The 16,056-nt window shown below is 49.7% G+C and carries 12 protein-coding genes; 3 read left to right on the top strand and 9 right to left on the bottom strand.

The genetic code is table 11. From position 1 onward, the window contains the following. The first annotated feature begins 110 nt into the window (after positions 1 to 110). Together WBV75_RS11930 and WBV75_RS11925 are read left to right on the top strand one after the other, a co-directional pair. Entirely contained in the window at positions 111 to 359 is a 249-nt protein-coding gene (locus WBV75_RS11930) for a hypothetical protein (protein ID WP_424120816.1), read from the top strand. 113 nt (positions 360 to 472) lie between these two features. After that, positions 473 to 1,981 carry a S10 family peptidase gene (locus WBV75_RS11925; RefSeq protein WP_424120815.1) on the top strand — a complete coding sequence of 503 codons (1,509 nt, stop codon included), beginning with the start codon at positions 473 to 475 and terminating at the stop codon, positions 1,979 to 1,981. Positions 1,982 to 2,102: 121 nt separating this feature from the next. On the opposite strand, the gene WBV75_RS11920 is transcribed toward WBV75_RS11925, so the two are convergent. After that, positions 2,103 to 2,546, bottom strand: coding sequence for a hypothetical protein (locus WBV75_RS11920; protein WP_424120814.1), 444 nt, complete (start codon positions 2,544 to 2,546; stop codon positions 2,103 to 2,105). A 347-nt stretch (positions 2,547 to 2,893) separates the two neighbouring features. Here WBV75_RS11920 and WBV75_RS11915 point away from each other — a divergent pair, with 347 nt between their 5' ends. Further along, positions 2,894 to 5,926, top strand: a complete 3,033-nt coding sequence (locus WBV75_RS11915; RefSeq protein WP_424120813.1) for a WD40/YVTN/BNR-like repeat-containing protein — start codon at positions 2,894 to 2,896, stop codon at positions 5,924 to 5,926. 121 nt (positions 5,927 to 6,047) lie between these two features. On the opposite strand, the gene WBV75_RS11910 is transcribed toward WBV75_RS11915, so the two are convergent. The 8 genes from WBV75_RS11910 to otsB all read right to left on the bottom strand — a co-directional run. Continuing rightward, complete coding sequence (locus WBV75_RS11910; protein WP_424120812.1) at positions 6,048 to 7,313, bottom strand: amidohydrolase family protein; 1,266 nt, start codon at positions 7,311 to 7,313, stop codon at positions 6,048 to 6,050. Between the two features lie 18 nt (positions 7,314 to 7,331). Then, a complete protein-coding gene (locus WBV75_RS11905) occupies positions 7,332 to 8,306 on the bottom strand; it encodes a sugar phosphate isomerase/epimerase family protein (protein WP_424120811.1) in 975 nt (324 codons plus the stop codon). 69 nt (positions 8,307 to 8,375) lie between these two features. Beyond that, positions 8,376 to 9,758 (bottom strand): amidohydrolase family protein, encoded by a 1,383-nt coding sequence (locus WBV75_RS11900; RefSeq protein ID WP_424120810.1) that lies wholly within the window; start codon positions 9,756 to 9,758, stop codon positions 8,376 to 8,378. Then, the gene (locus WBV75_RS11895) at positions 9,755 to 11,377 is read right to left on the bottom strand and encodes a M1 family metallopeptidase (RefSeq protein ID WP_424120809.1); all 1,623 of its coding nucleotides are present in this window, start codon (positions 11,375 to 11,377) and stop codon (positions 9,755 to 9,757) included. Before WBV75_RS11895 ends, WBV75_RS11900 begins: the two co-directional genes overlap by 4 nt. Then, the gene (locus tag WBV75_RS11890) at positions 11,374 to 12,711 is read right to left on the bottom strand and encodes a DUF2268 domain-containing putative Zn-dependent protease (RefSeq protein ID WP_424120808.1); all 1,338 of its coding nucleotides are present in this window, start codon (positions 12,709 to 12,711) and stop codon (positions 11,374 to 11,376) included. The genes WBV75_RS11895 and WBV75_RS11890 overlap by 4 nt, the downstream gene beginning before the upstream one ends. Positions 12,712 to 12,717: 6 nt before the next feature. Next, on the bottom strand, positions 12,718 to 14,055 hold the full coding sequence (locus tag WBV75_RS11885) for a M28 family metallopeptidase (RefSeq protein WP_424120807.1): 1,338 nt from the start codon (positions 14,053 to 14,055) through the stop codon (positions 12,718 to 12,720). Between the two features lie 132 nt (positions 14,056 to 14,187). After that, complete coding sequence (locus tag WBV75_RS11880) at positions 14,188 to 15,411, bottom strand: steroid delta-isomerase (RefSeq protein WP_424120806.1); 1,224 nt, start codon at positions 15,409 to 15,411, stop codon at positions 14,188 to 14,190. 120 nt (positions 15,412 to 15,531) lie between these two features. Beyond that, the coding region (gene otsB, locus WBV75_RS11875) for a trehalose-phosphatase (RefSeq protein ID WP_424120805.1) at positions 15,532 to 16,056 on the bottom strand (525 nt) is incomplete at its 5' end.

Raw genomic sequence — 16,056 nt, 5'->3', positions numbered from 1 at the left:
GCCCCGGAATGTACCCCGGAGAGCGCAATTCTCCCAGGGTGAAAAAAGCCCTTATTTCCTAAGCTTGGGAATGCTGAATTTCGTATCTTTAAGTATGTAATCGACAACTGATGCGCAATCTCCTGGTGTACTATATTGCCATTCTTCTACCACTTGGAATCGTCCTGTTTCTCTACTCAAAGGCGTACATCGGTTTTACGCTTTTCCTGATCCTCATTATAGCCTATCTGCTTATCTATCGCACATGGGTTGACGGCTCCCGACTTGTGGCAAAGGGTATAATCTCAAAACAGGACCGCTGGCGAATGATGCTGCCCGGAATGCATATGAAGCATTTTACCGAGTTGTACCTGAAATAGTCCTTTCTTTTTAGGTATCCTTTCCCGAGACTGACTTTGCAGCATACACATGGAGACTCCTTCCCTCGCCCTGAATTACGTATCTTTCAGAAAACGAAACCAAAACCAACTTTATGAAGAAATTATCCATTTTGCTCCTTATCGCTATTGTGCAAATTTCCCTTACGGCCCAGGAAAAAGAAGCGGCTGGGACGAATGAGATTCCCGAACCCGAAACTTTTGAGTCCACTCAGACTGTCAACATAAAAGGGAAGACCTATACCCTTAGAACCGTTACGGGGACCCACCTTTTACGGGATGAAAACGACGAGCCGATTGCACATTTCGGATTTACGCATTACGCCTTGCCAGGAGGAAAAAACCGCCCTATTATCTTTGCCTTTAACGGGGGGCCGCTTTCGGCCTCCTTTTGGTTGCATTTCGGGATCCTGGGACCAAAGCGGATTGTCATCAACGATCCCGGGTATACGGCACCAGCACCCTATAAGGTCGTTAAAAACGAATATTCGGTATTGGACAAGGCAGACCTGGTCATGATTGACCCGGTGGGGGTAGGATTCAGCCGGCCTGTAGGCAAGGCAAAATGGGCGGATTTCTGGGGGGTGGATCAGGACATCCGGAGTATCGGGTTGTTTATTGAACAGTACCTTATCCAGGCAGAGAAGATGAATGCCCCCAAATATTTACTGGGGGAGAGCTACGGGACTTTTCGCAATGCGGGCCTGGTGAAACACCTGCAGGACAAGGGAATTGCCATGAACGGTGTGATCATGGTTTCGGCTGTATTTGAATTGCAGCATTTGCTATTCGGCCCCGGAGATGACACAGCTTATCTAATTCATTTTCCGACCTACGCGGCTACAGCCTGGTATCACAACCGCGTTGCGAACAAGAACACAAACCTCGAAGCCTTCCTGACTGAAGTCCGGGAGTTTACAGGAGAGCAATACGCCCCGGCCCTTCTTAAAGGAGACCAGTTGACGGCTTCTGAAAAACAAGCGATGGCGGCAAAACTGTCAGCGTATTCAGGGCTGAGTACTGAGTATTGGTTAAAAGCAGATCTGCGCGTGACGAACCAGGAGTATTTTCAGGAATTGCTTCGCGAACAAGGGGAGACCGTTGGCCGGCTGGATTCCCGGTTTACCGGGATCAACGAGGATCTCCTGGGGCAGACCGCCCAGACGGATCCCCAAAGCGATGCCATTTCCCCTCCGTATATCGCGGCCTATAAAGAATACCTCTATGGGGACCTGGGTGTCCGAAAGGATTGGACCTACACCACTACAGCCGGATCCCGTGAGGGTTTTAAATGGGATTGGAAACACGATGGAAATATTCAATGGAATGCCCAGGTGGCTGTGAGTACTTTACCGGATATGGCCACTGCTATGAAGAGAAACCCAAACCTAAAAATTCTTATCCTGAACGGATATTACGATCTGGCTACGGTTTTTTATGGCGTGGAACACTCTATCAACCATATGGGTTTAACCCCGGAACTCAAGAAAAATATCATTATGAAATACTATGAGGCCGGGCATATGATGTATACCCACGAACCATCTATGGCAAAATTTAAGGCCGATGTGGATGCTTTCATTACGGAAACAGCACCCAATTAAGAAAATTCAAAAGGGAAAGGCGCCCGTAAGAAAAGGATTTAATCGGCTTTCTCGTTATTTCCACTGAATGAAAAAAGCCCCGTCATCCGACGGGGCTTTTAAATGTATTAACTGTATGTTGCTACAGATGAAAGGCGACACCAATTCCTCCAGAAGAAGTTACTCCTCCGGCAAATTCCAAAATGATTCCGATGGTATTGGTAAATCGATACTCTACACCTGCGTGAGCGTTGACAGAGAAACTATCCCCATCTCCAATTAAGAATCCGGCATCTACCCCAGCCCAGATATCCCAGGGCTCAGGAAGGCCAAAAAGGCTGTCAAAGTAGTAATCCGCCCGTCCGCCAAGGGCCATGTCATTTTCGCCGCTGAACCAAAAGCGGGCTTCCGGGGAAACCGTAATATTGTTGGCAACCTGAAATTCGTAGTTTGCTGCGATACTCGCATCAGACCCGAATTTCACAAAGGTATTCAGGGCTCCACCGTGGTTTTCCTGAGCATACGTGTTACCAGCCAGGGCAAAAAACAGTCCCGCAGCCAGCAAAAGAGTAAAAATGTTTTTCATTTGAAACTAGGTTTGAAGTTTTCGTTAGATTTAAAAAAGCCAAGGTATAAAAAAAATACAAACTTATTTCAGCTTAACATTCGAGCTTTAAACCGTCTATAAAGTCTTCAGTGCGCAGTCGCAGTGCGCAGAAATTTCGCGAGCATATTAAGGAAATCAAAGTCCTTAATTGCCAACTGCCACTGGCCACTGCCAACTTGGAACTTAAACCTTGAACCTTGAACTCAGCCAATACTGCTGGTAATAATTCCTGAAGCTATTCGGATGATTAATGGGTTGAACAAATGATTTCTAAGAACAATATGTATCTTTCCATTGTGAATTATTAAAGCAACAAAATATCCACTATGAGACTCAGATCCACTTTCACTTTAGCCTTTTCCTTCCTCTGTGCCGGCTTGCTTTCGGGGCAGGATTATTCCGCTTTGAAATACCGTGAGGCGGGTCCTTACCGTGGAGGCCGGGTGACCACAGTGGCCGGGGTGGCCACTTCGCCCGGAACCTTTTATTTTGGAGCCACCGGAGGCGGAGTCTGGAAGTCAGAAGATTATGGGGCCAGGTGGTTTAATATTTCAGACGGATATTTTAAGACACCCAGTATAGGTGCGATTGCGGTAGCACAGAACGATCCGAACGTCCTCTATGTGGGAACGGGGTCTGATGGGCTGCGGAGCAATGTCATTGAGGGTCGGGGGATGTATAAATCAGTGGATGCCGGGAATTCCTGGATGGAAATCGGCTTAAAGCATGTGGGGCAAATCGGGGCGGTACGCCTGCACCCCGAGGATTTTAACACCGTTTACGTGGCCGCCATAGGAAAAGCATTCCGGTCGAATCCGGAGCGGGGACTTTTTAAAACCTCTGATGGAGGGAAAACATGGTCGCGGGTTTTGTTTATATCAGAGGAAACGGGAGTATCCGATGTAGAAATGCTCCCCACAAACCCAAATTTCCTTTTTGCAGCGGCCTGGAAAGCCATTCGTACCCCCTGGACCATCATCAGCGGGGGGACGGCCAAGGAAGGGGGGCTATATAAAAGCCTCGATGCCGGAAAGACGTGGTACCGGGTCGAGAATGGACTACCGAAGGAACTGATTGGGAAAATCGATATCGAAGTATCTGCCTCGGATTCCCGGATTGTCTATGCGCTTGTGGAAGCTCCCGGAAAAGAAGGAGGTCTTTATAAATCGATAGATCAGGGGGAGTCTTTTACACAGGTTTCCTCCCATAACGGTATTCGTTCGCGGCCTTTTTATTATACCAATATCCGCGTGGATCCCAAGAATCCGGATGTGGTCTACGCGATGGCTACAGGGTATTATAAGTCCGAAGATGGGGGTGAAAACTGGAACCGGATGAATCCCCCCCACGGGGACAATCACGACATGTGGATTAATCCCAACGCCCCGAACCTCTTTATCCAGAGTAATGACGGGGGGGCGAACGTTACACATAATGGAGGGAAGAGTTGGTCCACACAGTTCAACCAGCCTACCGCTGAAATTTATCAGGTAGAAGTCGATAATCAGCATCCCTATTGGCTCTATGGCGGGCAACAGGACAATTACTCCACCGTGGCGGTCCCTAGTATGCCTCCTTACGGGGTGCAGGCTCCTGGGATCGGGTTTATTCAGAATACCGGGGGGTGTGAAACCGGGCCTGCGGTACCCCATCCGACAAATCCGGATATTGTTTATTCCAATTGCAAAGGGCGTTTTACGGTCTACAATAAGAGAACAGGTACGGAACAATCCTATTACGTAGGGGCCTCAAATATGTATGGCCACAATCCCAGGGATCTGAAATTCAGGTTTCAGAGGGTCAGTCCGATCCACGTCTCCCCACACGATCCGAAAGTCATTTACCATACCTCCCAATATGTGCATAAAACCACTGATGAAGGAAAAACCTGGGAAATCATTTCACCGGACCTGACCGCTTTTGAGGCGGATAAGCAGGTGATTTCAGGCTCCCCGATTACCCGGGATATTACGGGGGAGGAATTTTACAGTACTATTTACGCCATACGGGAATCCCCCCTGCAGGCCGGGGTAATCTGGGTGGGGTCTAATGACGGACCCATACACGTGACCCGGGATGGGGGCAGTACCTGGGATGAGGTAACGCCCCGCAACCTTCCCCCCGGTGGGCGGGTTGACGCGGTGGAGCCTTCACCTCACAATCCTGCGAAGGCCTATGTGGCCGTGTTGCGGTACCTCCTTGGAGACCCCAAACCTTATATTTACAAAACAGAGAATTACGGAAAAAACTGGACGCTCCTCACGACGGGAAGCAATGGTATTCCAGATGACTTTCCCACCCGCGTCATCCGGGAGGACCCTGAGCGTGAGGGACTCCTTTTTGCCGGAACGGAGTATGGGATGTTTGTCTCCACTAATGATGGTGAGACCTGGAAGTCCTTCCAACAGAACCTGCCGGTAACCCCGATTACCGACCTTAAAATTCACCGGGGAGATCTCGCACTATCCACGATGGGCCGAGGGTTTTGGATCCTCGATCAAATCGGTCCACTGCGGCAACGAGACCTAAGTGCCCTTTCCGAGCCTTACCTTTTTAAACCTGAGAGAACCATGCGATACCGGACCCCTTCCGGAGCCTGGAATGGGGACACTCCTTCCTACCCAAAAGCTGGGGTGGTCCTGGACTATTTTTTACCTGAAAAGGGAGAACAGCCCGTAAAGATTGAAATCAGGAATGCGTCCGGTCAGGTACTCACTGCATTTTCGAGTGACTCTATCCCCAATGGGAATTCGGGAGTAAGCCGCGATATGGGGACTAATTTTACAGAGTTTCTGGTTTCCGAATCCCTGACCAAACATAAGGGGCTGAACCGATTTCGCTGGGATATGACGATGGCAGGCCCGTGGAACTCCAATGATAATCGGAAATATCGCAATGGCCCCATGGTCCCGCCCGGGGCTTATAAGGCGGTATTAGTTTACGGAGATAAGACGCTAAGTCAGGATTTCGAGTTGGTTATGGACCCCCGGGTTGTCGAGGGTGGCGTGAGCGAAACAGACGTGAAGCAACAAGTGGAATTTCAAAGGGCTGTACGCGACAAACTCAGTGAAGCCTATCGCTTTGAACAGGCCCTGGAAAAGGAAGTCGAATCTTTGAATTCCAAACCGCGCCTTTCGGCATCTGAGCAAACCCGCCTGAAAACCCTGGAAGGTGTACTCTCTCAGGTCCAGACCGAGGAAGGGATCTATATGCAACCCATGCTTGCCGATCAATGGCGCTATTTGTACAGCATGATGAACCAGGCCGATCAGCTGCCGGGCCGTGATGCCCAGCAGCGGTTTTCAGAATTGGAAGCTGAACTGCAGCGCCTGAAATCGAAAGCCGTCCTGAAGGAATAGTGAGGCAGGGTCAGTCAATAGTCTGTAAACAGAATGGGCTGCTGTCAAAGCCAGATCTTGATTACGAATGGTGCTGCTGTCATCACCAAAACCTTTTAAAGGCCCATTGCGGTTGCCCGCTTCAAAGGTCTTTCTTAACGACTTGCCCGTTAAGCATGACAAAAGATACGGCACGCATTGCACGGATATCTTTCGTGGGGTCGCCTTCAACTGCAATGAGATCTGCCAGGTACCCGTCCCGGACCCGGCCCAGACTCTTTAGGTGAAAGGTTCGGGCATTAATATCTGTTGCCGCCTTGAGCACCGCGGACGCAGACATACCATAAGCTACCATCAACTCCAGTTCGCGGTAATTTTCCCCATGTGGATAAACCCCCACATCTCCTCCAAAACCAATGGTTACCCCAGAGGCCAGTGCAAGGGCGAAACTCTCTTTTTTAAGACGAATACGATCCGTATCTTCTTTTCCGTCCCACCCGTTATACCGTTCGATGGCATCTCCCGCTGCAAGGGTAGGGTATAGGACTGTTTGGTTGGCTTTCATCAGTTCATAGGTATCCTGTGTGGCCGCATCTCCGTGCTCAATGGTTTCAACTCCCGCCAAAATAGCCCGTTTCATGCCTTCGGGCGTACTGGCGTGGGCTACAGCATACTTTCCAGCAGACTTTGCGGCATGGACCATGGCTTCCAGTTCCTGTGGCAGGAAAGTAGGCTGGGACTGGGCTCCGGGAGTCCACCGATAATCGGCATAGATCTTAATAAAATCAGCGCCTCCCCCCATCTGCCTGCGGACTGCAGCTATGACTTCTCCGACCCCACTGGCGTGCTCTGCCCCCAAGGGAACGTCTACCCCTTCATGAAATCCCTTGGGGCCATAGGCTCCAGTCGCTACAATAGCAGGTCCGGCCACCAGCAGCCTCGGACCCGGAATAATGCCGGCATCGATTGATTTTTTTAGAGCTACATCAGCATAGCCGGCACCTTCAGAACCTAGGTCCCGCATCGTAGTCACCCCTGCCATCAGGGATTTTTCGGCATGCACGGCACCCCGTATGGCGCGCTCTGCAGCTGATTCCTTAAGCACCTGGTCATTCCATGAAGTTTCGTTATACGGGTGTAACAGCAGGTGTGAATGTCCCTCGATCAGGCCGGGCAACAAGGTCTTGCCTTCCAGGGAGATTATTTCTGTGTTCTTCGGAACTTTAAGACCCGAGAGGGGCCCTGCATAGGTAATTTCAGCGGCCTCTACCAATACGACCCAATTATCGTGTATCTGGTTTCCGTCGAAAACCCGGCTTGGTTTGAGCAGGAACTGAGCCGCAGCGCCCCAACTAATACAAAGGGAAAATAGTAGAAAAAGGAGGTCGGTATTTTTTGAGGTGTCCATGTAAGGCATTTTTTGAGGTTACAGGTCTTTGAGGTACGCAATGCTTTCCTTTAGGGCTACTTCCGGGTTGGAAACCATATCCTGCTCGACAAAAAAGTGTTCTACGCCTGCCTGAGAAGCCGCATTTACGATTCCCTCCAGGTCCAGTACCCCGGAACCTGTGGAGGTCATCAGCGGGAAGAGTTCTACCCATTGGCCGGGATCGCCCCCATCCCCTGAAAAATACCTGAGTTCAACCATATCCTTGAGGTGCATCATCGTATAGCGTTCCTTGTATTTATTCAGATAGGCTATGGGATCTGCCTTGCCGGCAATCGTCCAGAAAATGTCCATTTCGAGAAAAACACCCTTGGGATCTGTCGCATCCAGCATCATTTCAAAAGGGATCACCCCATCGGTTTCCTGTAGACCATATCCGTGGTTGTGGTAGGCAAAACGAATTCCCTCACTGCGAGCAGCCGCTGCTATGGTATTAAATGTATCGGCCATCCGCATGTAATCATCCAGCGTCTGGCGCCGCTCCGGTGGAATGGCAGGAAGAGTCACGTATTTTGCCCCCAATTGCCGTGCCGCCTGACCGAGGGCGGGCATGTGGTTTTCCAGGGTATCCAGATCTGTGTGCAGGGATGGGATACTCAGCCCCAGCTCCCTGCAAAAGGCCTGGAATTTTGTTTGGGATAGCCCAAAGAAACCGCTTCCTGAAAAGCCCAGCATCTGTGTGATCTGTTCCCAACTCTTTTTATTGCTTTCCGCACTGAAAGGATACGGCCCGTAGAGTTCGATTTCAGAATATCCCATTTCCACGAGGAGTTCAAGGGATTTTTTGGGATCCTCCCCCATAAGCCTGGGTAAAGAGAATAACTGTATGCCGATCCGATCTGTCATTTGAGAGAGTAACTTAATGGTGTTTTTATGGGAATAAAGTGTTCCCGGCAAAAGACCGGCGCTAAGACCTGCCAGTCCCGATAGTTTTAAAAATTCCTTTCGACGCATATTTTCGACTTACAGTGGGTTTATCCGGGGTAGGGGATCACGTCCGCAAATCCCCGTTCTTTTTTATCCCTAATCATTATTCGGTTTAGCCGCATTTTCAGCGATTTCCGCAAGTTTTTGATTTATAAGGTTCCGGGAGAGCCATTTTCCCTGCAGCATGAGGCCTTTCATTTTGCGGAGTGTACTGAGGTCTTTTAACGGGTTGGCTTCAACCAGCAGAAAATCTGCTGCTTTCCCGACCTCTACGGTCCCCCATTCGGCTTCAGCTCCAAAAAATTGAGCCGGGGCCAGGGTGCCCATCCTCAGGATTTCTTCCGGGGTAAGCCCGGAGCGCTGCATGGCCGCAATTTCGCGATGCAGGGAGAATCCGGGGACATTAAAGAGTTGGGGGGCATCTGACCCCAGTAAAAGTCCTTGGCCATTTCGGGCCAATTCCCGGATAAGCCTGAGACGTATATGGTCAAAAAGGGCCCACTGCTCTTCATCCCAGGAAGGATCACCCAATTGTTCTTCCTTGATGCGCTTCCAGTTCGCCAGGGTTTCCGGAGTCATGTATTTCATTTCAGGCTGGGCCAGCAGGCTGTCAGCCCGGGTTGGTGCAAACCACCGTTCGAAAAGCGTTTGGGTGGGCACGACCCAAACCTGCTGCTTTCGGGTGAGCTCTACCAGGTCTTTAATCCCAGAAGTATCCGCCAGTTGGGTAAAGTTAAAGCCGAAAAAGCCATTCTCAGTGGGGTTGACCTTTGCGTTACCGGGTACCAGCCCCTCCAGGTAACCATCTACGTGGTCTATGGTGGCATACCCGCTTTCCAAAGCGTGCCTGATACCGACGTCAACGGGAACATGTCCCGCAAAAGGGATTCCCGCCTGACGGGCAGCTTTCACCAGGGAATCGAAAACGCCCCGTTGAATCCCCGGGTGTATTTTTAAAAAATCATAGCCTTCGGCTGCATATTGACTCACTTTTTCCATAGCCTCCTCCGGGGTCTTTACCGTATTTCCATTCAGAGAAGGACTTGAAGTAAATATGCGGGGACCCAGGACATTGCCTTTTCGCACGGCCTCTCTCAATTCCAAATGATACGGATGCCCCAGCATCCCCCGAATGGTCGTAATTCCGCCGGAGAGATAGAGGAACAGGGTTTCTTCTATCCGGTTTTCAGAAGTAGGGGGTGAAGGAATATGGGCGTGCATTTCCGTGAGTCCGGGAACTACATATGCCCCCTGCCCGTCAATTTCGGTACTGAATTCCCCTGTGGGCAAAACATCCGTAATCTGCAGGATTCGATCCGCTTCGACCACGATATGGCGGTTTTCGTCTACGGTTCCCTTTTCCACATTGACGATATGGACATTCTTTACAAGGGTCCGGTTTGAATGATCTTTTTGTGGAGACTCCTTACAGGAAAGGGAGAGAAACAGCAGCAAGAGGTACCAATATATTTTCATCATAGGGCTGTGGATGTAATGTAGAAATTCGGATCGACCTCAAAACGACCAGGTTTCCCCTGAAACGGGGTCTGTTTCCATGTTGCGGCCGGAAAAATCCATTGCACGTCCTCATCGGCGAAAACCCGGACAGGCATATCAAATCCGGGTACGATATCCCGGTAGCGATACTCGAGGATATTCCCTTTCCAGCGGTATTCGAGATTGGGAACCCATGCAGTGCGAAGGTACTGATCAAAAAAAGCGCTGAGGTCTTTACCGCTCTTTTCGCTCATATAGGCTTCGATTTGCTGTGTGGTCACCGTTTGGTGGTAGAAGGTCTCATTGAGTCCTCTTAGTATGCTCCTCCAAAGCGCATCATCCTCGAGGAGTTGTCTCAGGGTATGCAACATATTCGCCCCCTTGGGATACATGTCCCCTGAACCTCTCGAATTCACGTTGTAGGAACCGATGATAGGCTTGTCGTTTCGAATATTTGCGCGGGTTCCGATCACATAGGCCGAGGCGGCTTCTGTTCCGAAGTGATAATCAAGGTAGAGGCTCTCGGAATAAGCAGTAAAGCTTTCGTGAATCCACATATCAGCAATATCCCGATACGTGATATTGTTGGCAAACCACTCATGCCCGGCTTCGTGGATGATGATAAAGTCAAACTTCAACCCCCAGCCGGTTCCCGAGAGATCCCTCCCCAAATACCCATTTTGATAGCCGTTTCCATAGGTGATGGAACTCTGATGCTCCATACCCAGGTAAGGTACTTCTACCAGTTTAAAACTATCCTCATAAAAGGGATACGGCCCGAACCAGTGTTCGAAAGCCTCGAGCATCATGGGAACCTGATTAAACTGTTCTTTGGCTTTCCCGAGGTTCTCCGGAAGTACGTAGTAATCAAGATCCAGGGGTCCTTTTTCACCTTTAAAAGTCCCTGAAAAGTGGGTGTATTCCGCAATATTGGCGTTCACCCCGTAGTTGTTGATCGGATTGTTGACAAACCAGTGGAAGGTTTTGCTTTTATCGGTCTCTTCTGTTTTTTGCAATCGGCCATTGGCCACTGCCGTCAATGGTTTGGGAACGGTCAGGCGGATGGCCATCGAGTCCGGCTCATCGTACATATGATCCTTGTTGGGCCACCATACGCTGGCACCGAGACCCTGGCAGGAGGTCGCGGCAAAAGGCTGGCCTTTACTATCCTGGCTCCAGGAAAAGCCCCCGTCCCATGGGGCATTTGCAGCCTCCAATGGAACCCCTGAATACTGTATCGTCAGGGTTTCACGTGCTCCGGTAACCTGAGGTTTTGAAAGGGTTATGAAATAGACATTTCCTTCCCGTATAAAGGTTTGTTGGCGTCCGCCCTGGACAACAGCTTCAATTTCAAGGGGGGGCTGCAGGTCTATTTGCATCCTGGATTCGGGTGTCAATACGGTGTAGTGAATGATATTGGTTCCGGTGAGGCTGCGGGATTTTGGAGCTACCTCAACGCTCAGGTCGTAATAGGTCAAATCCCACCAGGCGCGTTCGGGGGTAATACTCCCCCTGAGGCTGTCCTGACGGGTGAAGGCCTCTTGTGCACATACAGAGGTCATAACGACAAGGCAGACTAAGAAGGCATAGCATTTTTTCATAAGTTGAGGGGTTTGGAGCTTTCGAGTTTTGCACCTTCTAAAAGGTAAGCATAGCTGCTATTTTTTACAATTTCTGTCAGGTCGTCTGCATTCAACAAATCGTAGACCGCTTGTTTTTTATCGGGATGTTGCTCGTAATATGATTTGGTGATCAAATAGCCCACGGTATAACCCAGATCAGCCGGCCGATCTTCTATACTGCCACCATTGTACAGCCATTTGGAAGTGTCCTCTTCCAATAGCTCGGCAGCGAGTTCCCCAAAAACCCAGTTTTCATTATCGGCATTGGAAAGGAATTCCAGGTTATCGTTTACAAGGCTTTCTCCCGAACACAATTCCACCATAAAATCACAAACTCCTTCGTGGATTATGGCTGAAAGAAGTGTTTCCCGGTGCTCTTCGTCCTGGTAGTTCTGCTGAAAATGCATGAGTTCATGTATGGTGAGCCGCGGCAGATCACTGAAATTCATAATAGCGTCCTCCTGCCACTCCGTGAGTTCCCCGGTCGGCATTTCCGGAGATTTACCATACATATCACCACCCAGAAACATCCCCATTTCAGTGGCAGTACCGCCTGAATTCAAGATGCCGGGGACTATGTAGACCTTGGGAAAAACGGCCTGTGGATATATTTCACGAAAGCGGGTCATGGAACCGACGATTGATTCTTTAACGAGATTCACGCTATCGGGATTAAATTGGCCCTGCAGATACTTGTAGTACTCCGGGGCAGCATTGATGATTTGTCCGTACATCTGGTCTATACTCCCATAACGCACCACGTAGAAATCCCTTACTTCCGGAGGACCGGTAAGGATAAAAGTCCTTAACTGCACCCGGGCCTGGGAAGTATCTTCTAAGGCCCTGTTGAAATATGGCCAGAAAGCATCCATGGCTTCTGTGCGCAATTCAAAGTGCGAGAGTTCCTTCAGTTCCCTGTCTATGGAATCCAGGCGGACCTGCAGGGTCTCCCAACCCGCTCCCTGTAAGGCGTTGTTGCGCTTTGGAAATTTGTCGAGAATTCTGGGGTTAGACATACCATTGTCGATGGCTTTTTGAAGCATGGTTATGGCGGAGTCCGTTTCCCCCCCTTCCCAGTAAACATAGGCGGCTTGTACAAAGAGCTCGGAGGACTGCAGGTCTTCATTGGCTTTCATCAGGCTGTCTGCCAGTATTTTAAGGGCTCCTGAGGCTTGTTTTTCTCCGTAGAAATTGAAGAGGCGTTCCATATTGGGCAACCGCATCTCCGAAACCTTTTTCTCAGGCGGACCGCAGGAAATCCCCAGTGCAAGGATTCCCAGGGAAAGAACAAAAGCCGTGTGTCGCAAGTTCATAATGTATCAGTTTCTGAAAACCCCGGAAGGGAAAACAACCGGGCTCTCGTGCCCATCCGGGCCAACAGCCGAGACGCCAAAAAAGAAATTATCGATTACAATGCCCTCCAGGGTGGCCTCTGTAGCCTCATCGACATAGCGAAAGTGATCCCAGGTTGGCGAAGTGGTATCGCGCCAGTAGACTTTGTACCCTGAGGCCCCTTCAACAGGTGTCCACCTCAATTGGGCAGCCGGTGCCACAATGCCTCCTATCTCTACCTTTTCAGGGGCAGGAGGGGCCCAGGCCAGTGAAGCCAGGGAAATGGCGTTTACCGCGGTGAGCTTGGCTGCATAACCGAAGTCTACATATTCCAGGAGGTCCCCATAAGCGATGCCATTTTCCGTCCGAATGTCCTGGTGCTGCTGGGTGTAATTCTCGTGAGCCTCCATAATACGGATTCCCGCAAAGCCTTCATCGTTAAAGGGCCTGTGGTGCCCACCCCTTCCAAATCGATCCAGGCGATAGATCAGCATAGGGTTCATTTCAGGCATATAGGTCTGTGTAGTGCGGTACACGTATCGCGCCAATTGCCGGGATATCCCATCCACTTCCCCTCCGTAGAAGCGTCGGGAACGCCGCTCCCTTTCGGTCTCGGTAGGGGGTACAGGTTCTGAAAAGATTCGGAAATCACGGTTGCTGACCACTCCGTCCACACCGGTAGTATTCCCGATCATATCATTGTTCATCACCCCGATGAGTTCCCATTTGTTTTCCTTGGCATAAGCCGCCAGGCCGCGGCCCCCGAAGAGACCCTGTTCCTCACCGGAAAGGCCCGCATAGACGATGCTGTTATCAAAAGAGTATTTTGAAAGTACACGGGCGGCTTCCATGGTTCCTGCCATACCACTCGCATTATCGTTGGCACCCGGAGAATCGGACGTGGCATTATTCGGATCGCTGACACGGGAATCGATGTCGCCGCTCATCATAATATAGCGATTCGGGTGCTTTTTACCCCTTTGGATGGCGATGACGTTTACCACCCAGACATCTTCCGGAATTCGCTGATTTTCAGAAGCTTTCACAAGATTTCGCTGATAAAAGACCTCGAGGCAGCCGCCGCAACTTTTTGATATGGCCTCAAATTCCTGTTTGATCCATCTCCGGGCTGCTCCTATTCCCCGGGTTTGAGAAACAGTATCACTTAACGTATGCCGGGTTCCGAACCCGGCCAGGGTAGTGATGTCTGTTTCGATACGCTCGGTGGAAACGGCATCGATAATCTCGTAAATGCGCGTGTCCGTTTGGGCTTGAACCGACGGATAACTGAGGAGGATCGTAAATAAAAGGTAGAATTTTTTCATTTTAACATGTTTGGATATTACTATTAAAAACCGGCTGCGTGCCGGCTGCAAAACGGCCCGTGTAGGCGTACAAGTAACCGGGTATCCTGTACTTCAGGACTTCCGCACGTCCTTTGTTGTGGGGTAATTTCATTAATCCCGGTTAATGTAGGTAATCCTGGAAATCAATCCGTTTTCCACTTCATAAATAGCTACGTAATTCTGGTAAGCTGACCCATTGGTTGAAGTAAAAACCAAATTTACATGATCCACAACTTTATTTCCCACAACTGCCCGATGAATGATTTCATACCTCGCATCCCCCCGGGTGAGAAAATCGATGTCCGTTCCTTTTTTAAGGATTTTTTTTCCTGAGCAAAGTGGCGTGTCCGGGATTGAGAAATCATAGGACTCCACAGAATCACTAAAGGCCTTCATATATGACTCTAGATCCTTAGAATTAAAGGCATAGATTTGATGGTCAACCGGCACACTGGGGTCGGGTGCAATGGTGAGGGCCAGTTTATTGCCGTCAGGATTGGGTGCCATCCTGGTGATCCTCCCCAATTCAGGCGGGAATGTATGCAGTATCCTCCATTGTGTTTCTTTATCGGGTTTATATCCAAGGAGTCTGTTTCCGTTGGCACATATAACTGTCCCGTCCGACAACCAGAACATATCTTGAACCCCAGCAGGCAGGGTAGCTAGTACCGCGGTTGATCCGGATTCCGGGTCCATGGATTTGACCAAAATCTCTCCTGCTTCCAAAGCCGTAAAACTTATACGTTTTGACCCCGGAATGCGATGTAAAGATCGGCCCACGCCTTTCTGGAAAGTATACTGGCTGTTATCTTTTAAATTTACAACCACCAGGTCCATCCGATCTTCTATAAGGACTGTACATATCAGAATTTCTGGACTATACCACAAGTGATAACCAATTTTCAAATCGGCGATAAGGAGCTGGGGTTGCCCACCTTCCAACGGATAGCTGTACAGACGCTGCAACCCATCCATATCCAGTCTTATCGCAGATACCGCATTACTTCCGGGGATCTTAATAGGGGAGTATTCGCTGCCTCCGGGGGTTTCGGATAACCAGGCCGTAATCTTTTTGGATAGAGAATACCTCGCGATATCCGTTTGGCCATTACGCGTTCTGGCATAGAGCAAGTCGTCTTCGCCGAGAAAGGACGGCTGGTTATCATAGCCCGGGTTCCGTGAGATATTGATCGGGGAGCTTACTTCAAATTCGCCGGCCACCATTGTGAAATCCAACAGATAAACCTCGGATTCCGATTGTCCGCTGAGGGACGGAATACCAGGGAGTACTGTACAGATCAGGACTAAAGCTTTCAGTATTTTGTAACCAAACATAAGATACTGGCTTTTAGTACATTCGAAACTCATTTCTTCAGTGTTACTTAAATTCAGGAGTATGATAGCGGAAAGTAGGAATTTCACGGGGGTTTCACAACCTGGATCTCCCTCAATGGGCTATATTTCGGTGAAACGACTGATTAAAGCACGGGCCGCCGGAATTCCCTCCAGAAAGTATTTTGCCTGGGTTTTCATACGCCCAACTTTAACCGTAATCGCTTCGTCGGGTAACTCCTGAAACATAAATTCATCGGTCCAGTCATCGCCTATGGCGAAAACAAAATCGTAGTCTTTGCGCGCCAGCATACGCATGGCCGCCCGACCCTTATTGACATTGCTACTTTTGATTTCAACGACTTTATTGCCATTCAGTACACTCAGGTCGTCATTGGCGATCAGGGAGGTGAGGACGGTGTTGAGTTCTGAAGCGCGCTTTTGTCCAAAATCCGGATCGGTGTTGCGGTAATGCCAGGCCATAGAGTAATTCTTATCCTCGATAAACGATCCAGGCGTGCGATCTACAAAAGACTCGAGGACCGGACGTATTTTGGGCATCCAGTCGTTTTTGACATTTTCAAGAAGTTGGAATTCCCGGCCTTCTTCCGATATCCATACCCCGTGCTCCACGATCATCGAGTACCC

It is taken from the genome of Robiginitalea sp., from assembly GCF_049588695.1.
Lineage (GTDB): Bacteria > Bacteroidota > Bacteroidia > Flavobacteriales > Flavobacteriaceae > Robiginitalea.
The sequence above is the reverse complement of the archived record's forward strand: the minus strand, read 5'-3'. Positions and strand labels throughout refer to the sequence as shown.

What these genes read in the sequence shown, in the direction of transcription:
- WBV75_RS11930 (WP_424120816.1), top strand. Translation starts at nt 111, where the DNA reads ATGCGCAATCTCCTGGTGTACTATATTGCCATTCTTCTACCACTTGGA.
- WBV75_RS11925 (WP_424120815.1), top strand. Translation starts at nt 473, where the DNA reads ATGAAGAAATTATCCATTTTGCTCCTTATCGCTATTGTGCAAATTTCC.
- WBV75_RS11920 (WP_424120814.1), bottom strand. Translation starts at nt 2,546, where the DNA reads ATGAAAAACATTTTTACTCTTTTGCTGGCTGCGGGACTGTTTTTTGCC.
- WBV75_RS11915 (WP_424120813.1), top strand. Translation starts at nt 2,894, where the DNA reads ATGAGACTCAGATCCACTTTCACTTTAGCCTTTTCCTTCCTCTGTGCC.
- WBV75_RS11910 (WP_424120812.1), bottom strand. Translation starts at nt 7,313, where the DNA reads ATGGACACCTCAAAAAATACCGACCTCCTTTTTCTACTATTTTCCCTT.
- WBV75_RS11905 (WP_424120811.1), bottom strand. Translation starts at nt 8,306, where the DNA reads ATGCGTCGAAAGGAATTTTTAAAACTATCGGGACTGGCAGGTCTTAGC.
- WBV75_RS11900 (WP_424120810.1), bottom strand. Translation starts at nt 9,758, where the DNA reads ATGATGAAAATATATTGGTACCTCTTGCTGCTGTTTCTCTCCCTTTCC.
- WBV75_RS11895 (WP_424120809.1), bottom strand. Translation starts at nt 11,377, where the DNA reads ATGAAAAAATGCTATGCCTTCTTAGTCTGCCTTGTCGTTATGACCTCT.
- WBV75_RS11890 (WP_424120808.1), bottom strand. Translation starts at nt 12,711, where the DNA reads ATGAACTTGCGACACACGGCTTTTGTTCTTTCCCTGGGAATCCTTGCA.
- WBV75_RS11885 (WP_424120807.1), bottom strand. Translation starts at nt 14,055, where the DNA reads ATGAAAAAATTCTACCTTTTATTTACGATCCTCCTCAGTTATCCGTCG.
- WBV75_RS11880 (WP_424120806.1), bottom strand. Translation starts at nt 15,411, where the DNA reads ATGTTTGGTTACAAAATACTGAAAGCTTTAGTCCTGATCTGTACAGTA.